17 protein-coding genes are annotated in these 18,678 nt (G+C 46.8%); 14 read left to right on the forward strand and 3 right to left on the reverse strand.

From position 1 onward, the window contains the following. Positions 1 to 157 precede the first annotated feature (157 nt). Together INR79_RS01320 and INR79_RS01325 are read right to left on the reverse strand one after the other, a co-directional pair. The gene (locus INR79_RS01320) at positions 158 to 1,609 is read right to left on the reverse strand and encodes a dihydrolipoyl dehydrogenase (RefSeq protein ID WP_223095697.1); all 1,452 of its coding nucleotides are present in this window, start codon (positions 1,607 to 1,609) and stop codon (positions 158 to 160) included. A gap of 95 nt (positions 1,610 to 1,704) precedes the next feature. Next, positions 1,705 to 2,436: a glutathione peroxidase gene (locus tag INR79_RS01325; RefSeq protein WP_004405337.1), complete on the reverse strand. Its 732-nt coding sequence runs from the start codon at positions 2,434 to 2,436 to the stop codon at positions 1,705 to 1,707. Positions 2,437 to 2,614: 178 nt separating this feature from the next. Here INR79_RS01325 and oxyR point away from each other — a divergent pair, with 178 nt between their 5' ends. Next, positions 2,615 to 3,496, forward strand: a complete 882-nt coding sequence (oxyR, locus tag INR79_RS01330) for a DNA-binding transcriptional regulator OxyR (RefSeq protein WP_004405335.1) — start codon at positions 2,615 to 2,617, stop codon at positions 3,494 to 3,496. Between the two features lie 55 nt (positions 3,497 to 3,551). On the opposite strand, the gene INR79_RS01335 is transcribed toward oxyR, so the two are convergent. After that, positions 3,552 to 6,050, reverse strand: a complete 2,499-nt coding sequence (locus INR79_RS01335) for a penicillin-binding protein 1A (RefSeq protein WP_004405333.1) — start codon at positions 6,048 to 6,050, stop codon at positions 3,552 to 3,554. Between the two features lie 145 nt (positions 6,051 to 6,195). Here INR79_RS01335 and pilM point away from each other — a divergent pair, with 145 nt between their 5' ends. From pilM to trpS, 13 genes are all read left to right on the forward strand, one after another. Further along, a complete protein-coding gene (gene pilM / locus INR79_RS01340; protein ID WP_223095699.1) occupies positions 6,196 to 7,212 on the forward strand; it encodes a type IV pilus assembly protein PilM in 1,017 nt (338 codons plus the stop codon). Further along, complete coding sequence (locus tag INR79_RS01345) at positions 7,205 to 7,765, forward strand: PilN domain-containing protein (protein ID WP_223095701.1); 561 nt, start codon at positions 7,205 to 7,207, stop codon at positions 7,763 to 7,765. The genes pilM and INR79_RS01345 overlap by 8 nt, the downstream gene beginning before the upstream one ends. Further along, positions 7,762 to 8,349 (forward strand): type 4a pilus biogenesis protein PilO, encoded by a 588-nt coding sequence (locus INR79_RS01350; protein ID WP_022593067.1) that lies wholly within the window; start codon positions 7,762 to 7,764, stop codon positions 8,347 to 8,349. Before INR79_RS01345 ends, INR79_RS01350 begins: the two co-directional genes overlap by 4 nt. Next, positions 8,342 to 8,854 (forward strand): pilus assembly protein PilP, encoded by a 513-nt coding sequence (locus INR79_RS01355; protein ID WP_022603536.1) that lies wholly within the window; start codon positions 8,342 to 8,344, stop codon positions 8,852 to 8,854. The genes INR79_RS01350 and INR79_RS01355 overlap by 8 nt, the downstream gene beginning before the upstream one ends. Before the next feature lie 36 nt (positions 8,855 to 8,890). Next, the gene (locus tag INR79_RS01360; RefSeq protein WP_004405324.1) at positions 8,891 to 10,633 is read left to right on the forward strand and encodes a type IV pilus secretin PilQ; all 1,743 of its coding nucleotides are present in this window, start codon (positions 8,891 to 8,893) and stop codon (positions 10,631 to 10,633) included. A 189-nt stretch (positions 10,634 to 10,822) separates the two neighbouring features. Next, positions 10,823 to 11,341, forward strand: a complete 519-nt coding sequence (gene aroK, locus INR79_RS01365) for a shikimate kinase AroK (protein ID WP_004405322.1) — start codon at positions 10,823 to 10,825, stop codon at positions 11,339 to 11,341. A gap of 22 nt (positions 11,342 to 11,363) precedes the next feature. Beyond that, the gene (gene aroB / locus INR79_RS01370) at positions 11,364 to 12,452 is read left to right on the forward strand and encodes a 3-dehydroquinate synthase (protein ID WP_045962995.1); all 1,089 of its coding nucleotides are present in this window, start codon (positions 11,364 to 11,366) and stop codon (positions 12,450 to 12,452) included. A gap of 30 nt (positions 12,453 to 12,482) precedes the next feature. Then, on the forward strand, positions 12,483 to 14,006 hold the full coding sequence (locus tag INR79_RS01375; protein WP_223095703.1) for an AAA family ATPase: 1,524 nt from the start codon (positions 12,483 to 12,485) through the stop codon (positions 14,004 to 14,006). 69 nt (positions 14,007 to 14,075) lie between these two features. Then, on the forward strand, positions 14,076 to 14,900 hold the full coding sequence (locus INR79_RS01380) for a Dam family site-specific DNA-(adenine-N6)-methyltransferase (RefSeq protein ID WP_022596942.1): 825 nt from the start codon (positions 14,076 to 14,078) through the stop codon (positions 14,898 to 14,900). Beyond that, entirely contained in the window at positions 14,890 to 15,591 is a 702-nt protein-coding gene (locus INR79_RS01385; RefSeq protein ID WP_223095705.1) for a DNA-methyltransferase, read from the forward strand. The genes INR79_RS01380 and INR79_RS01385 overlap by 11 nt, the downstream gene beginning before the upstream one ends. A gap of 497 nt (positions 15,592 to 16,088) precedes the next feature. Then, positions 16,089 to 16,763, forward strand: coding sequence for a ribulose-phosphate 3-epimerase (rpe, locus tag INR79_RS01390; protein ID WP_004405318.1), 675 nt, complete (start codon positions 16,089 to 16,091; stop codon positions 16,761 to 16,763). 69 nt (positions 16,764 to 16,832) lie between these two features. After that, positions 16,833 to 17,525, forward strand: a complete 693-nt coding sequence (locus tag INR79_RS01395) for a phosphoglycolate phosphatase (RefSeq protein WP_223095707.1) — start codon at positions 16,833 to 16,835, stop codon at positions 17,523 to 17,525. Between the two features lie 118 nt (positions 17,526 to 17,643). Next, positions 17,644 to 18,660 (forward strand): tryptophan--tRNA ligase, encoded by a 1,017-nt coding sequence (gene trpS / locus INR79_RS01400; RefSeq protein ID WP_022551969.1) that lies wholly within the window; start codon positions 17,644 to 17,646, stop codon positions 18,658 to 18,660. Positions 18,661 to 18,678: the final 18 nt, after the last annotated feature.

Here is an 18,678-nt window from a genome sequence, read left to right on the forward strand (position 1 = left end):
GGCTCCTTTCTACTGTGTTACCGCTTATTGATGTAGAACGACTACACCGAATAAGCGCTGCCTTGTATAAAGAACCCACAAATCGCTGCAAAAATCAGCTCGAAAGGTCAACAGACCCTTAGTTATTATTGTAATCGCTAGTATTGGAAATGGAGTCTTAACAACCCGGACCGCAATCCAGACAGTGCTTAATCATCTCAGGACCCAGATGCAGCTTGGCGTTCAGGTCACGTAGCGCGGTACGAACCCCTTCTTCAATGACCGGATGATAGAAAGGCATGTCCAGCATGTCAGAAATAGTCATCTTGTTTTGATGTGCCCAAGCCAGCAGGTGTGCCAGATGTTCAGCATTCGGTCCCATCATTTCAGCGCCGAGGAAGCGACCAGTACCTTGTTCACCGTACACATGCAGAACGCCCTTATTACGGAGCATAACGCGGGAACGACCTTGATTTTCAAACGATACTTCACCCGTTGCAAAACATCCGCAATCGCCCAATCGCTTAGTAATCTGGCTGTATGTTTCCCCTACCATCGCAATTTGAGGATCAGAGAACACAGCAGAGATTGCGGAGCGACGAAGGCCAGCACGAATATCCGGGAATCGACCTGCGTTATCACCTGCAATACGACCCTGATCCGCCGCTTCATGAAGCAGTGGGATCTGATTGCTTGCGTCGCCAGCAATGAAAATATTTTCTGCAGAAGTTTGTAGGGTGTAGTGATCCGCTTTAGGTACGCCGCGATCATCCAGTTCAACCGATGTATTTTGCAGATCCAACTTATCGACATTCGGGCGACGTCCCGTTGCAGCAAGCACGTAATCCGCTTTGAACGTTTCCAGATCCCCATCGTGATTTATGAACTGGATCTCGACATGGTCATCCACGCGTTTCATGCTTTCGACTTTGACATCGGCATCCAGATAGAACTCTTCGCTGAATGCCTTATTTGCGTACGCCATTACCTCTGGATCGGTCAGCGGTCCTACTTGTCCACCCAGACCAAATAGCTTCACATCCACACCTAGACGATGCAGAGACTGACCCAGTTCCAGTCCAATGACACCCGGTCCGAAAACCGCAACAGAACCTGGTAGATCACCCCAGTCAAAGACGTCGTCGTTAACGATCAGTCGATCGCCAAGCTCATTCCAGACTGGTGGATAAGCCGGACGAGAACCGGTTGCGATGACAATACGCTGAGCTTTAATTTCTGTGTGATCATCGACGATCAGAGTGTTGTCATCGGAAAACTTAGCGTAGCCTGCAATTTTGTCTTCGGCAGGGATTTCGTCTACTCCTTCAAGTACAAACCCAACAAAGCGATCGCGTTCGCGCTTTACCCGATCCATGACTTCACGACCATTGATCACAATCTCACCTTGAGGGTGAATACCAAAGCCCGGGGCTTTTTCGATCTGATGAACACTTTCTGCAGCAGCAATGAGCAACTTAGATGGCATACAACCTACGCGAGCACAGGTTGTGCCATAAGGACCGCCTTCAATCATAACGACACTGTCAGTGTGTGCTTTCGCCGTACGATAAGCGCCAAGCCCCGCTGTGCCGCCGCCAATGATTGCTACATCAACATTCAATTGTTTCATAATGGGTTCTCGTATTGTTTGGGTCGGGTATCGAAATAAAAGCCCGGAAAATCCGGGCTTAAACTAGGTAAATTGCTTAAACACGTAGTGAGTACTTATTTAAGTAGGAAGCTCTCTAGTTCTTCACTGCCACCGATATGCTTACCACCGATAAACACTTGAGGAACAGTCGCACGTCCAGAAATGGCACGCAGGCTAACCGTGGTTGCGTCTTTACCCAGAATCACTTCTTCATACTGAAGACCGTTATCAATCAGATTTTGTTTCGCCTTTGCACAGAAAGGGCAACCAGGTTTAGTGAAAACCGTGATGGATTCTTGTGTTTTGTAATTCGGTGCAATGTAGTTCAGCATGGTATCAGCGTCCGATACTTTGAACGGGTCGCCTGGCTCGTTTGGTTCGATGAACATTTTTTCTACAACGCCGTTTTTCACCAGCATGCTGTAGCGCCATGAACGCTTACCGAAACCAAGGTCATTTTTGTCTACAAGCATGCCCATGCCGTCAGTAAACTCACCATTTCCATCTGGGATGAAAGAAATGTGCTCTGCTTCCTGGTCTTCTTTCCATGCGTTCATAACGAAAGTGTCGTTTACCGACAGACACAAAATCTCGTCTACACCGTGTTCTCTGAACACAGGAAACAGTTCGTTGTAGCGAGGTAAATGGCTGGATGAACAAGTCGGTGTAAACGCACCTGGCAGGCTAAACACGATGACCGTTTTATCTTTGAAAAGCTCATCTGTTGTAACATTTACCCAAGCATCGCCTTTGCGAGTTGGAAAAGTGACCTGTGGTACAGTTTGACCTTCTTTTGGTGCGAACATGTTGGTTTCCTCTATGGATTTTTGAATTCTTACTGTGAGCCGACTTTAATCAGCGTAGTTGGCCTTTGTTCGTTCAGCCTGTTTCGTTTTGTTGAGTCCATTATTCAACGATCGTGTTGATAGTTCTAATCGTTTATTGTTATGGTATTGATAGATATTTTCTATTTAGGGTGGAAAAATGAATATTCGTGATTTCGAGTACCTGGTCGCTTTGGCTGAACACAAACATTTTCGTAAAGCTGCGGAAGCGTGTTTTGTAAGTCAGCCTACGTTAAGTGGACAGATCCGAAAGCTGGAAGATGAACTGGGCACGGCTCTGTTAGAGCGCAGCAGTCGAAGAGTTCTGTTTACGGAAGCAGGCTTACAGCTCGTCGAGCAGGCAAAGAGGATACTCGGCGAGGTAAAGGTATTCACGGATATGGCCACCCTGCAAGGCAAGGAGATGAGCGGACCGCTGCACATTGGATTCATTCCAACAGTCGGGCCTTATCTTTTGCCAAAAATCATCCCAAACCTCAAAGAGCAGTTTCCGGACTTAGAGTTATTTCTGCATGAAGCCCAGACTCATCAGTTGGTACGCCAGCTTGAAGAGGGGCGATTAGACTGTTTGGTACTGGCTTCAGTTGCCGAAACCGCCCCTTTTAAAGAGCTCGCTTTATACGATGAGCCGATGAGTGTTGCGGTGCCTTGTGACCATGAATGGGCAGAGCGAGATGAAATCGATATGCTGGAACTCAACGGCAAAACTGTGCTTGCACTGGGGGATGGACACTGCTTAAGAGATCAGGCGCTGGGATTCTGTTTTGCTGCTGGTGCCAGAGACGATGAAAGATTTAAAGCGACCAGCCTTGAAACGCTAAGAAACATGGTAGCGGCAGGGGGCGGAATCACTTTGTTGCCAGAGTTGTCAGTGCCTTCTGAGAAGAAACGCGATGGCGTTTGCTATGTGCGCGCCAGCAATCCGCAGCCCAGCCGAAAGATAGTGTTGGTGTATCGCCCTGGGTCACCGCTACGCAACCGTTTTGAGCAACTGGCAGGCAGTATTGCAGAGCTGGTGTAGATGAAAAGACATTAAAAAAGGCGCGTAAGCGCCTTTTTAGATCGAATGGAATGGATTAGAACAGCTCTTCACCATCTTCACTGTAAATGGCTTCGCTGATTGGGTCGTGCGCGTATTCACGCGGCTCTGTACCCCGGCGGAAATATTCAAACATGGTTGAACTGTCCGATTTGTTTGTCAGCATGCCAGATTCACGATCAACCCGAGTTCGAATAATACTTGGTGGCAGCTTCTTCCTTTCAACCGGAATGTCTTCCAGTGCCACTTTCATAAATTCAATCCACGCAGGTTGAGCGGTTTTCGCTCCCGATTCAGCCCCAGTGATCTGGTCTTTACCCAAGTTCGGGTTAGCGACACTGCGCCCCAGTTCACGCTGGTGGTTATCAAACCCAACCCAGGCAACCGCAACCATACCGGGTGCATAACCGTTATACCAGGTGTCTTTAGAATCGTTAGTAGTACCGGTTTTACCCCCGATATCACGACGCCCCAGCTTTTGTGCACGCCAACCTGTGCCGTTCCAGCCTGTACCCTGACGCCAGTTACCACCACCCCATACGTTGCTGTACAACATTTCACGCATTAGGAAAGCGGTTTGCTCGGAAATAACCTGAGGTGCGTAAGGTGAATCAACGTCTTGCTCATTGAATTCATTCTCCGTTTTTGCCTGCTGGCAATCGGAGTGGCAGACCACCTTCGGAGTGGCTTCAAAAATCGGGTTACCAAACGCATCTTCAACCTTAGCAATGTAATACGGGTCAACGAAGTAACCGCCGTTTGCAAATACCGAGAAGCCCTGAGCAACTTTTACGGGAGTCAGACTGCCCGCACCCAGTGCGATGGTCTCAGAACGCGGAAGCTGGTCTTTTTCAAACCCAAAACGGGTGAGGTAATCAATGGTGTTATCGAGACCCACTCTTCTTAATACGCGCACGGCCATGACGTTTTTAGACTGCGCTAAACCAATTCGAAGACGAGTCGGACCGGTGTATGTAGGCGGAGAGTTCTTTGGTCGCCACGCCGTGCCCTGACTTTTATCCCACTGATTGATTGGCGCATCGTTAACCAGGCTCGCCAGCGTCAGACCCTGATCGATAGCAGCGGAATAGATGAAAGGCTTAATGCTGGAACCGACCTGGCGTACCGACTGAGTCGCGCGATTAAACTTGCTGTGAACAAAGTTAAATCCACCCACCAGCGAAAGAACCGCGCCGTCATTCGGGCTCATAGCAACAAATGCAGTGTTTGCGTCTGGCACCTGAGCCAGCTTCCATGTCGACTGCTGTTCTAACTGTTCATCCGTAGCAGGAAGAGAGATTTTACGTACCCAGATTTGCTCGCCAGCAGTCATAATGTCTGAAGCTTTCTTTGGTGCCGCGCCCTGACGGTTGTCGCTTCTGAACGAGCGCGCCCATTTCATGGCATCCCAGTCCAAAGAAGCGTAGTTCTGATTTTTGATGTATACCTTCGCCGACTTTTCACCAACCTCAGTCACGATTGCCGGGATCAGCTTACCGTAAGTAGGCACCGTTCTAAGCTGCTTGCGCATGTTGTCTTCGGTCCAAGGCACTTCTCCGGACTCCCACAACACTTTTTCTGCGCCGCGATAGCCATGGCGCTCATCGTAACCAAGCAGGTTATTGATCGCCGCCTCATTGGCCGCCTGTTGAAGCTTGGAATTAACAGTTAAGTAGATACGAATACCAGAGGTATAAGCATCTTCACCGTAGTTTTCCAGAGCCCAGGCACGCGCAATTTCGGCTGCATAAGGCGCGCTAAGCTGGATTTCAGCACCGTGATACTTAGCGACAATCGTTTCTGCACGAGCGTTGTCGTACTGCTCTCTGGTGATGTACTTTTCTTCCAGCATACGCATCAGCACAACGTTACGACGTTTGGTCGCACGTTCCAGTGAACGGATAGGGTTAATGCTGGATGGTGCTTTAGGCATACCGGCCAATGTCGCCAGTTCACTTAAACTGAGTTCGTTCAGTTCTTTACCAAAATACACCTGCGCCGCCGCTCCAAAGCCGTAAGAGCGGTAACCAAGGAAGATTTTGTTGATGTAAAGTTCGAGAATTTCTTCTTTTGTCAGAAGCTGCTCAATGTGGATTGCGATAAAAATCTCTTTGATTTTTCGCATGATCTTCTTTTCGTTGGTCAGAAAGAAGTTTCTTGCCAACTGCTGAGTAATGGTACTCGCCCCTTGTTTTGCTGAGCCAGTGGTGGCTACAACAATGGCTGCACGCACAATACCAATAGGGTCGATACCCGGGTGATCATAAAAGCGGCTGTCTTCGGTCGCGATAAGTGCATCAATGAGCTCTTGAGGAATGTCATCGTGAGCAACAGGAACACGGCGTTTTTCGCCAAATTGTGAGATCAGCTTTCCATCTTCACTGAAAACTTGCATCGGTGTTTGCAGCTCTACATCTTTCAACGTTGCCACATCGGGGAGTTCGGGCTTTACGTAAAAGTAAAATCCAATAATTGTGGTCACTCCCAAAATGGTGCAAACCAATGAAAATATTAACAAATGCTTTATGAACTTCACCGGAGAATCCCTGTTTAGTTTGGCTATCTAGTTACATATCTATTGCTACTGCGATAAAACGTCAGGATTATTTTTTGGATATGTATTAATCAACTCGTTTTTTCCAACTTGCCGAGTGTAACACTCTTTGAGGAGCCAAATCGCCATGGGTAGATCTTTAGTAGTTGGCATCGATTTCGGTCATCACAGTATCAAAGCTGTCGCCATGAAACCCATTGGCGAGTTAATGCAACTTGTTGGTTATAATGAGCTTACTGTACCCGAAGATATTTTCTCTGAAAACCATACGCTCGATTATCAGAAGATTGTAAAGAAACTCAAAGAACTTAAAAAGGGTTTGCCTCTTTTTAGTCAACAAGTCGCAGTTTCCGTACCAGACAAGGCTGTTATCAGCAAAGTTCTGCAAATTGAACAGGATATGGATGGCAGAGAACAAGAGTTTGCCGTTCATCAGGCTTTTGGTCAGCAGTCTCCCATTCCACTGGAAGAGCTGAGTTTAGACTTCTTCGAAGTGGACCAAAAAGTCACCACGCGCAGCACCACATCTACCTTTCAGGTTTATGCAACTCGAAAAGAGGTGGTTGATTCGCGAGTTGCGGCATTAACGAAGGCTGGGTTAAAACCGTTGACGGTTGATGTGCACGCCAACAGCCTGCTAAAAGTCTGGCGTCTTGCCAGCCAGGTTCATCCGGAACGCCGACAATGGATGCTGGTGGATATCGGATTGAATCAAACGTCTTTATGCACGGTTGCCGCGGGAAGAACCCCTTTCTATAAAGAAGTGCCTTTCGGTACTCAGAACGTGGCTCAGTCACAAGAAGTTTCTGAATCCATCTCTTTAAGCAGCGATTCTCTTACACAAGGGTTTGTCAGAGAGTTAGGCGAAAAGCTGCAGCGCCATATTAGCCTTTATAACTCCGTTAATCCTCAGCAAAATGTCGACGGTATCTGGATCAGTGGTGGTGGTGCCAATCTGGTTGGTATTGCGGACATGCTAAGCATCGAACTTTCTCTGGAAGTAGCACAGCTGAATCCGTTTGGTCTAGTGGAAAACGGCACTAAGAAGTCGATAAAGCAGTTATCTGATTCTGCCGCGTATGGTGTGGCCATGGGGCTGGCAATCAGTGGAGTAGAATGGCTGAAAGGAAATCACCATGCATAGCGTTAACTTACTGCCCTGGCGTGATGAAATGCGCGCCAGATACCGCCGCCAGTTTTTTTCTTATCTGGCTGCCGCGATACTCGCCGCAGTCGGAGTGCAGTGGGGCGTTGGCGTTTATTTCTCGCAGCAAATGAGTGTTCAGGAAGAACGCAATGCTGAGCTGGCTCGTCACATCTCCTACTTAGACCAGCAACTACGCGGTTTGAGTGAGGTTCGCGATCAGCACGAGTCTATTCTTACCCGACTGCGCTCGGTCGAGGCGCTTCAAATCAAGCGTAACAAAACCACGGATTTCATGTCCCACCTGCCAGATACTATTCCACCGGGTGTTTACGTCGACAAAATTGAAATGAACGATTTTGAAGTTGAAGTGAATGGCATCAGTGACAGCACAGCCAATATCACCACAATGCTCGACAGTATGGAGCGCTCCGCCAAGCTGGCAGATGTGGAAATGCACTCCATTGTTTCGGGCAAGAAGTTGTTTGGCAAAGTATTCAAAACCTTCAAAGTATCCTTCATTTTTGCGCCTATCAAGGAAGACAAATCATGATCGATTGGCAAGAACTTGATTTCGAAGACTTACCGGAATGGCCGCTTGTTGCACAGGTTTTAGTGCTGGCGCTGTTGTTTCTGATTCTTCAAGGGGTGGGCAGCTGGTTTTATCTCTCTCCCATGAAAGCCGATCTTGAGCAGCTCAAGCAGAAAGAGCAGACACTCAAAAGCACCCTCATTATCAAAACCAATAAGGTAGCGGCACTGCCAAAATTGCAGGAGCAGCTGGATGAGCTCAATAGCCGTTATGACTATCTGTTAAAACAGCTTCCTGAACAGAAAGAGTTGGCAAGTATGCTGGCTTCTGTAAACGAGCTGGGTATTCAGCATGGCTTGACTTTTACCCGTATCGATTGGGGTAAGAAGCAGAATCAGGAGTTTCTTTATCGTCTGCCTTTGAATATTGAACTCACCGGAACTTACGAAAACATTGGTAAGTTCTCAGCGGCCATTGCCAACCTACCGCGGATCATAAACTTCGACGATGTTGACTGGCAGCGGGTCAGTCAGGAAAGCAGCACCCTTCACTTCAGGGTAAGGGCGTACACCTATCAGTTCAAACCGGAGGTGACCGATGAATAAAGCACTATTGGGAATCATAGTAGTGGTGGCTTTATCCGGATGCCGCGCCAATCAGGAACCGCTGCAGGATTTCATCTTAAAAACGCAGCAAAGTGCTTCGACACAGGTATCAAAGCTGCAGGCAGAGCAAACCTTTAAGGCCAGTGAATTCAATCCGTTGGCGACACGGGCACCGTTTGCGTTGCCTAAGATTGCGGTCGTTCAGACTCAGCCTTCACTGGTTAAAGATTGCTGGCAGCCCTCTTCACGACGCAAAAATGGCAAGCTGGAACGCTTTGCTCTCACTCAGCTTCAACTGAAAGGCGTAATGGGAAGTGGGAACTCTGTTTCGGGCATCATCCAGGTGCCTACCGGTCAGGTCGTCAAAGTGAAAAAAGGACACTATCTCGGGCTGAACAACGGCAAGATCATCAAGATAACACCTAAGCATCTCACCATTCAGGAAACCTTGCCTGATGGGTTGGGGTGCTGGCAGCAGCGTAACGTTAAGCTCGCGTTGAAATAGATTTTAGGAATTAAGATTAGAAGGGAAGAAGTAACTATGGCGGAGTTTTGTCGGGCGCATATATATCGTTGTGCTCTGCTTATCTTTATCGGGTTGTTTTCGACAACCGGGGTTCATGCCCAGTCCAACGAATTCGTTGGTATCGATTTTAGGCTCAGTAAAGAAAAACATGCTCTGCTGGTCGTGGAGTTAGCATCGAATGCGGCAGCGGTAGACATTCAGCCGATGCCAGATGGCTTAAACATCTCCCTGCATGAAACCAGCGTGGTGGACGAAAAGCTTTTCGTGGTCGACGTATCCGATTTTGCAACTAGCGTAGAAAATGTGGAAGTGTTCCGTGAGGGCTCTAACACCCGTTTATTTGCCAGCACAAACGCGGCTTATAACTACGACTACCGCTTACGGGATCGTTTTCTGGAAATCACCGTCTCTGCGAAACCCAAAGACGAACCAGAGCAGGCGAGCATTCTAGAAAAAGAAGGCAAGCTCATTTCTATTAACTTCCAGGACATCCCTGTTCGAAGCGTATTACAGCTTATCGCTGACTATAACGGGTTCAATCTGGTAGTTTCTGACTCAGTCACAGGCAACTTAACGCTTAAGGTGGATGATGTACCGTGGCAGCAAGTGCTAGACATCATCCTGAAAGTAAAAGGGTTGGATAAGCGTGTTGAAGGCAATGTAATTCTGGTTGCCCCAAAAGAAGAGTTTGACCAAAGAGAGCAGCAAGATCTTGAACAAGAACGCTTGGCGCAAGAGCTCGGTACGCTGGAATCCAAAATCGTTGAAGTAAAATTTGCCAAAGCGTCTGACATTGCGGAAATGATAGGTGGCGACGGTGAAATTTCCATGCTTTCTGAGCGCGGAAGTATTTCCATTGATGAACGTACCAATTCCCTTCTGGTACGCGACTTGCCGGAAAACATCAGCGTTATTGAAGATATTGTGGAATCTCTCGATATCCCTGTTAAACAGGTTCAGATAGAAGCTCGTATTGTGACTGTCACAGAAGGTGAACTTGAAGAGTTGGGTGTCCGCTGGGGCTTCAGTTCAACAAGTGGACCAAACTCTGTGGGCGCGACCATTGAAAATAACCTCGCGACGGTCGGTCTTTATCAGGCTGGTGGCTCAGGTGGTGATTCTGGAGGCGAAGGCGGCGGTGAAGGTGGAGGCAGCACCAGTATTGATGACTTCCTTGCCGTCAACCTGGGGGCGACAAATGCCAATGCAGCCAGTATCGCGTTCCAAGTGGCAAAACTTGGCTCTGACACCCTGTTGGATTTGGAGCTGTCTGCTCTGCAAACGGAAAACAAAGCGGAAATTATCTCCAGCCCGAGACTGATTACCACCAACAAGAAACCGGCCTACATCGAGCAAGGTACTGAAATTCCTTACCTTGAAGCTTCATCCAGTGGTGCAACTACAGTCGCATTCCGTAAGGCTGTGCTGAGCTTAAAGGTGACGCCACAGATTACCCCAGACAACAAACTGGTGCTGGATTTGAGTGTTACTCAGGACAGACCCGGCAAAGTCGTAAAAACAGGCAATGGTGAAGCCCTGGCCATTGAAACTCAAAGAATCGGTACTCAGGTGTTGGTAGACAATGGAGAAACGGTGGTTCTTGGGGGTATTTATCAACAAAGTGTGACAAATACGGTCGATAAAGTGCCACTTTTGGGTGATTTACCTCTGTTAGGTGCACTTTTCCGTCGAAGCTACGAAAATTTAGGAAAAAGCGAACTCCTTATTTTCATTACGCCAAAGGTCGTTCTACAGTAGGGTTTGGGTAAATTCTCAATCATCGACAAAAAATAAGGTTGCATTCGAGGCATCATAATTGAGATAATTTTGGGTCTGATCACGAATTTATCTGTGAGGAAAAGGTGCCTTGAAGGCTTTCATACAGTGGCCAATCCGGCTTACTTCAAGGCGATGTCATTGAATTAACGTTGTAAATAACTGCTGAACATGGCTGAAAAACGTAATATTTTTCTTGTTGGCCCAATGGGCGCCGGCAAAAGTACAATTGGTAGACACCTGGCTCAACAACTTCATATGGAGTTTGTTGATTCTGACACGGTTATCGAAGAGCGCACGGGCGCCGATATTGCTTGGGTGTTTGATGTGGAAGGTGAAGATGGCTTCCGCCAACGTGAAGAAGCGGTCATCAATGATCTGACAGAGCAACAAGGTATTGTTCTGGCGACAGGTGGCGGCTCAGTCAAAAGTAAAGAAAACCGCAACCGCCTGTCGGCTCGCGGTGTGGTGGTTTATCTGGAAACCACTATTGAAAAACAGCTTGCACGCACTAACCGCGATAAAAAGCGTCCTCTGCTGCAAACTGACAATCCTCGCGACGTACTTGAAGCTTTGGCTGGCGAGCGTAACGGTCTGTACGAAGAAGTGGCTGATTACGTGGTACGTACCGACGATCAAAGTGCAAAAGTAGTAGCCAACCAAATCGTAAAAATGCTAGAAGAACGTTAAGTTCAATTTCGGAGAGCAAACCATGGAACGGATTACGGTTGATCTTGGTGAGCGTAGCTACCCAATTTCTATTGGCGCCGGGTTATTTGATGACTCGGCGTACTTTTCTAACATCTCTTCAAAGAAAGTCGTTGTTATCAGTAATGTAACAGTGGCTCCTCTTTATGCTGAAACCATTACAAGCAAGCTTGAATCACTGGGTCATGAAACCAAGTTGTTAGAGTTGCCGGATGGGGAACAGTACAAAAACCTCGATACCTTCAATACCATCATGACCTTCCTGCTTGAAGGCAATTATGGTCGCGACGTGACGATTGTTGCGCTGGGTGGTGGTGTGATTGGCGATGTGGTTGGCTTTGCTGCTGCCAGTTACCAACGTGGTGTTGAGTTTATTCAGGTTCCAACGACTTTGCTTTCTCAGGTTGATTCTTCCGTTGGTGGTAAAACGGGCGTGAATCATGCCTTGGGTAAGAACATGGTTGGCGCGTTTTACCAGCCTCAATCGGTGGTAATCGATACCAACTGTTTGAAGTCGCTTCCAGAGCGTGAGTTTGCTGCGGGTATTGCCGAAGTGATCAAATACGGCATTATCTACGATGGTGAATTTTTTGCCTGGTTAGAAGATAACCTGGAGCGTCTGTATGCGCTGGAAGAAGAAGCGCTCACTTACGCCATTGCCCGTTGTTGCCAGATTAAAGCGGACGTTGTTGAACAGGACGAAAAAGAGTCTGGTATTCGCGCGTTGCTTAATTTAGGTCACACGTTTGGGCATGCCATCGAGGCAGAACTTGGGTACGGGAACTGGTTGCATGGTGAAGCTGTTTCTTCAGGAACTGTAATGGCTGCAAAGACCGCGCTGTTACAGGGAATGATTGATGAGCAACAGTTTGAGCGAATCCTTTCTATACTTAAGAAATCCCGTTTGCCAGTGCACACGCCTAACAGTATGAGTTTTGAAGACTTTATCAAACACATGATGCGTGATAAAAAAGTACTTTCTGGCAAGCTCCGATTGGTGCTGCCAACGGGTATCGGGACGTCAAAAGTTGTCTCAGATGTTCCAAATCATGTTATTGAGCAGGCGATCGACGCATGTCGAGTGAGTGAGTAATACGTCTGCCAATTACCTAAGGTGACGTCAATGAGTCTTGCTCATGAACTGCGAGTACTGGAATTAGAAACACAAACCGAGCTGCTGGATCGATTGCAGCTCCTGACTCGTTTTGGCTCCAACCTGATTAACATCAATGGAGTCAGTGGTTCAGGCAAAACCTGGCTTGCCCAGCGATATTTAGAAGCTTGGGCATCCGAAAAAAATCAATCTCTTCTTCTCTGTTTCCCCACGCAAACCGATGAGCAGCAACGTGCAATGATGCTCAATCAGATTGTGTCCGACCCTCTGTTTAACGAACACGACGCCATCATCGATAGCTTTTCCCGTTTGGTCGGTGACGAAGCCTGTGATGTCGTGTTTGTGGTTGATGACGCCGAACTTCTTAGTGAAGACTTACTGGCAGAATTGTGGATGCTGGTTATTGAGGCGCAAAATCACCCTAAGTGGTCAGTCAATGTGGTGCTGTTTTCCAAAGGGGATAGCTTAGAGCACATACTGACTCGCATCAGTTATGGTCAGGAAACTAAGCCGATAGATTTAGAGATCGAACCGCTTTCTGCTGACGAAGCCATCGCTTTTACTGAAGCGCTGGTAGTGCGTTATACCGTTGGAGAAGACGCCAAGAAAAAGATCAGAAAAGCCGTCGCTAAAACGCAAAAATTTCCGGGGCAGCTAATGGAATTGGGGAATAAGAAAGTGGAAAGAAGGATCATCATTCGTTCGGTCATAGAGTCGCCGATTCGTATAGCTATTGTGATTTTGCTACTGCTTCTTCTGATTGGCGGGGGATACTGGTGGTATCTTAGCCAACCCAATTTACTTGATGACCGCGACTTAGCTGCCACCGAACAAGCTGGAAACGAAAGCTCAGATAGTCAGACAGGGACGGTTGCCGGTGCGGGTAGCGAGTTGGCTCCTGGCACAAAACTGGATGACGTCACCTCAGGGAATGGTGAAGCGTCCGCTGACGATGAAAGCACAGATGATTTTGCTTCATTGCCACCCCAGGTTACGGATTTAACGGCTGAAGTTGGGCAAAGCGACGGAGGAAAACGTGTTGTCGTACCTTCGGATGTTGTCGACGCGTTGCTTCAGGAAGAAAGACCACCGCAGACTATCACCGTGATTGATTCCGCGATTGATGATGCCAGAGAAGATGCCATTACGCGGGAAGAAACTCAGGCTCAGGTTCAGGTTCAGCTGGCAGAGGATGACGTGCCTGCCGAAGAAGCGCCGAAAGCGGTGACTTTCTCTTACGCTCGTGAAGAACTGGCAGCGGTTTCCAGCCGAAACTACACCCTTCAGTTGGCAGCACTGACTTCTAAAGAAGAAGTACAGGAATTCATAGACTTGCACCAGATTCAGGAGCAGGTCCGAATTTACCCAACCATTCGCAATGGTGTGGAATGGTTTATTGTGACTTATAAAGATTTTCCTACCATTCAACAGGCAAGGGATGCCGTGTCGGAACTGTCTCTGGACATTCAGGCACTGGGTCCATGGGCAAAATCGATGGTTCAGGTTCAACGAGAGATTGAACGTGGCAAATAACGCTGAGGTTTGTCGTAAAATATGTTACATTCCGCAGCCTTATTTTGAGTAGTTGGAATTGAACGGTCGATGAAGAAACAACGCGCCTTTCTAAAGTGGGCTGGTGGCAAATATGGCTTGGTGGAAGACATCCAGCGCCATCTGCCACCTGCGCGAAAACTGGTTGAGCCTTTTGTTGGGGCTGGATCAGTGTTTCTGAATACCGACTACGAACAATACCTGCTGGCCGACATCAACCCCGACCTGATCAATCTGTACAACCTGCTGAAAGAGCACCCAGAAAAGTACATCGAAGAAGCGAAGCGCCTTTTTACTATTGAAAACAATAGACCTGAAGCCTATTACTCTTTTAGAGAAGAATTTAATCAATCTTCTGATAAGTTTAGGCGTTCTGTCATTTTTCTTTATATGAATAGATTTGGATATAACGGTCTGTGTAGATATAACAAAAAAGGTGGCTTTAATGTGCCATTCGGAAGATATAAAAGGCCTTATTTTCCGGAAGAGGAATTGGAATTTTTCGCTAATAAAGCTAAAAGGGCTACATTTGAAGTTCTTGATTTTGAAGAAACAATAAATAGGGCGACTTCAGACTCCGTAGTTTATTGTGATCCTCCGTATGCACCACTTTCGGTTACCGCTAGTTTTACTTCATATGCTGGGAATGGGTTCGGTATTAATGAACAAGTTAGTCTAGCCAAATGTGCTGAAGATGCAGCTTTTACTCGTAATATTCCAGTCCTCATCTCCAATCATGATACGAAGTTAACTCAGAAGTGGTATGAGAAGGCGAGCACAAAAACCAAGATTGAAGTAAATAGGTTTATTAGTAGCAAAGGAACAAATCGTCGAAAAGTTAACGAAATATTGGCTTTGTACAGAAATGAAACCTGAACAGTCTAAAATTTCGTTTTACCTAAATAATGTATCTAAATGTGATGCTGTTCTTTGGCTAAAGAGTCTTCCATCTGACTCTGTTGATCTAGTTATTACAGATCCTCCTTATGAGTCTCTCGAGAAGCATAGAAAGGTGGGAACAACTACTCGCCTTGCTAAAAGTAAGAGTTCAAGTAATGAGTGGTTTGAGATATTTCCCAATGAGAGATTTGAAGAGTTACTTCGGGAAATATTCCGAGTTTTGAAAAAAAACACCCACTTTTATTTATTTTGTGATCAGGAAACGATGTTTTTCCTTAAACCTATAGCGGAAAAAGTAGGTTTTAGATTCTGGAAACCTATTGTCTGGGATAAGTGTGCGATTGGCATGGGATACCACTATAGGGCCAGATACGAATTCATACTCTTTTTTGAAAAAGGAAAACGAAAGCTCAAAGATTTGAGCGTTCCAGATATCTTAGAGTACAAGAGGGTTTGGAGGGGGTATCCTACAGAAAAGCCTGTCGAACTAGTTGAATTACTTATATCCCAAAGCTCGAACAAAGGAGACGTAGTTGTTGACCCTTTTTTCGGCTCAGGAACCACTCTCGTAGCAGCAAACAAGCTACATAGATCTTTTGCCGGAACAGATATCTCTGATTCAGCCCACAATCATTTTGAAAAAAGACTAATTGTCAGTGACCACTAGCTATTTATTGATGTTATTGCACGTTGTGTAGTTTTTGTAGACTTTAGAACTTTCTTGTTTATCTAGCTTACGACAGTCAATGCAATAGCTTTGAATACCGTCTGGATTTGTATCACTTACCCGAGCTTCCGAAGTTCCGAACATGCCAGGGTACGGAAGAAAAACGTGATATTCACCATGAGTGCTTGAACACCTAGGACAGGATTTAAAGCGTCCATCTGAAGTTTTCAACGATAGGTTTAATCTTTTACCGCAACACGAACAATTAGCCATGAATGGTTCTTCCTCTGCAATATTTGTTAAATATGATACCGCTTGAATACTTCTTCAGGTATGGAAAATACAAGTAAACAGAGAAATGTTTGACCTGATTCAATTTAAAATGCTTGAACTAGGTGGAATGAATCCAAGCGATTCTGAAATTGCTAGGATTTGGACTTACGCTTATGTAAAATTGCGAGCAATTATTACTCGAAATTCTTATATTGAGGTCAGGTATGTCAGACTTTCTAATCGCTCCTTCCATTCTTTCTGCGGACTTTGCTCGTCTGGGTGAGGACGTAGAAAAAGTACTCGCGGCAGGCGCGGATGTGGTCCATTTTGACGTAATGGATAACCATTATGTGCCAAACCTGACTTTCGGTGCTCCTATTTGTAAAGCGCTACGCGATTACGGCATTACAGCGCCTATCGACGTACATTTAATGTGTACACCAGTCGACCGACTCATCCCAGATTTCGCGAAAGCGGGCGCATCGATGATTACTTTCCATGTTGAAGCAACCAATCACATTGATCGCTCTCTACAGTTGATCAAAGAGCACGGCTGTAAAGCAGGCGTGGTGTTTAACCCTGCTACACCTCTTCATCATCTGGATTACATCATGGACAAGATCGACTTGATTCTTTTGATGTCAGTGAACCCAGGTTTTGGTGGTCAGTCTTTCATTCCTAATACTTTGGATAAGCTACGCGAAGTACGCAAACGCATCGATGCTTCTGGTCGCGATATTCGCCTTGAAGTCGACGGCGGCGTGAAAGTCGAAAACATCCGAGAAATCGCAGAAGCCGGTGCGGATATGTTTGTTGCGGGAAGCGCCATCTTTGATAAGCCGGATTACCAAGCTGTGATTGAAGAAATGCGCGGTGAGCTCGCCAAAGTGAACCGTTAAGCGGTCAGATTACGTAGATTGAATGCAGTGCTCAGGCACTGCATCACTTTTTTAGGAATAGAGAAAAATATGTCTTTAAATGGAATCAAGCTGATTGCCTTTGATTTAGATGGAACGCTGCTAGACAGTGTGCCGGATTTGGCAGTCGCCGCTGATCAGGCGGTACAGGCGATGGGCTTCGCTTCAGTGACCGAAGAACAAGTCAGAGACTGGGTGGGTAATGGCGCTGATGTACTTATCTCACGCGCGTTATCCCAGAACATTAAAATCGATTCGAACCTGTCTCCTGAAACCATTCAGGATGCACGCGCCAAATTTGATGATTTCTACGAGCAGGGCGGCCATAAACTTAGCCACCTTTACGATAATGTTCGAGAAACGTTAGTGGCACTAAAGCAGTCTGGCTACACACTAGCTTTGGTGACTAATAAGCCTTCCAAATTCGTGCCCGAAGTGTTGGAGCAACATCAGATGACAGAGTTGTTCTCAGACGTGTTAGGCGGCGATGCTTTCCCAGAGAAAAAACCTAACCCAGTTGCGCTGAACTGGTTGCTTGAGAAGCATGGAGTAAAGGCAGAAGAAATGCTGATGGTGGGCGACTCAAAAAATGACATTCTTGCGGCGCAAAATGCCGGATGCCATTCGTTTGCTCTGACCTATGGTTACAACCATGGCGAGCCAATTTCGAACGCGAATCCGGATTTTGTTGCAGACAACATTGCCGAAATTTTGAATATTGTGCCAGTCACCGAGTATTCGTAACGAAATACTGCGTTTGCACTAGTAAATTACTCATCAATGAGTACACTGCTTAGACGCATGCCCTGATAGGGTATGCGTCTTTTTATATCCATTTGAATTTAGCAAGGAAACCATCCTCATGAGCAAACCCATCGTATTGAGTGGTGTTCAACCGTCAGGTGAACTAAGTATCGGTAACTACTTGGGTGCTCTACGTCAATGGCAACAAATGCAAGACGAGTACGATTGTCAGTACTGCGTAGTAGACCTTCATGCGATCACGGTTCGTCAGGACCCGAAAGCATTGCATGAAGCGACACTCGACGCACTGGCTATCTGTCTGGCTGTTGGTGTTGATCCGAAAAAGAGCACGCTATTCGTTCAGTCACACGTACCTGAGCATGCTCAACTGGGGTGGGTCCTTAACTGCTACACCCAAATGGGCGAGCTGAGCCGTATGACTCAGTTCAAAGACAAGTCGAAGCGTTATGCGAACGACGTAAATGCTGGCTTGTTTGGCTACCCGGTATTGATGGCTGCCGATATTCTGATTTATGGCGCGCATCAGGTGCCTGTCGGAAACGATCAAAAGCAGCACTTAGAGCTGGCGCGCGACATCGCGACTCGTTTCAATAACATCTACAGCCCGGAGCAGCCGATCTTTACTGTTCCTGAGCCGTACATTCCTAAGGTTAATGCGCGAGTTATGAGCCTGCAGGATGCAACGAAGAAGATGTCTAAGTCTGACGACAACCGCAAGAACGTAATCACTCTGCTAGAAGATCCGAAGTCGATTCTGAAGAAGGTCAACAAAGCACAAACTGACACAGAGACCCCGCCGCGTATTGCGCACGACATTGAAAACAAAGCGGGTATTTCTAACCTGATGGGGCTGTACTCTGCAGCAACAGGTATGAGCTTCGAAGAGATTGAAGCGAAATATCAGGGCGTTGAAATGTACGGTCCGTTCAAGAAAGATGTGGGCGAAGCGTTGGTTGCGATGCTGGAACCGATCCAAGCTGAATACAAGCGCATTCGTGAAGATCGCGCTTACATGGACAGCGTAATGAAGCAAGGGGCTGAAAAAGCGTCTGCCCGTGCTGCTGAAACACTAAAACAAGTGTACAAAGCGGTGGGTTTTGTAGCGCGTCCATAGGGTCAACCGACCTTTAAA

The organism is Vibrio sp. SCSIO 43132 (assembly GCF_019904195.1).
GTDB lineage: Bacteria > Pseudomonadota > Gammaproteobacteria > Enterobacterales > Vibrionaceae > Vibrio > Vibrio nigripulchritudo.